The 389-nt window shown below is 41.4% G+C and carries 1 rRNA gene; it reads left to right on the top strand.

The annotated features are described in order from the left end of the window. The first annotated feature begins 57 nt into the window (after positions 1 to 57). Positions 58 to 175: ribosomal RNA gene (gene rrf / locus FJR05_RS23600) — 5S ribosomal RNA — on the top strand. Positions 176 to 389 lie beyond the last annotated feature (214 nt).

The raw sequence follows: 389 nt of genomic DNA, 5'->3' as shown, positions 1-389 counted from the left end.
TGTTGTTAGTTTCAAATTTCAATTCTTATTTTTGACTTTTGACTTCCGCAAGGTTTTCCTGGTGTCTATGGCGCGGTGGAACCACACTGATCCCTTCCCGAACTCAGAGGTGAAACGCTGCTGCGGCGACGATAGTTTAGGGGTAGCCCTACGTCAAAATAGCTCGATGCCAGGTTTATTTTTTAACAACATCACCTCCTCTATTCAACTAGAGGGGGTTTTGTTTTTTGGGTGATACAAACACGCAATTATACTCTAAACGGTTAAGACTTGGACTTTTTTGAAAGTCTGAAAATTCAGAGACAGCAAGCTATCTAGCTTTTCTTGTTTGTCAGTATTAGCGGTGTTAATACAGTTAGATCCCACATTCCGCAGATGTGACTCAGATT

It is taken from the genome of Dolichospermum sp. UHCC 0259, assembly GCF_009711935.1.
Lineage (GTDB): Bacteria > Cyanobacteriota > Cyanobacteriia > Cyanobacteriales > Nostocaceae > Dolichospermum.
This window is presented reverse-complemented; position numbering and strand designations above follow the sequence as displayed.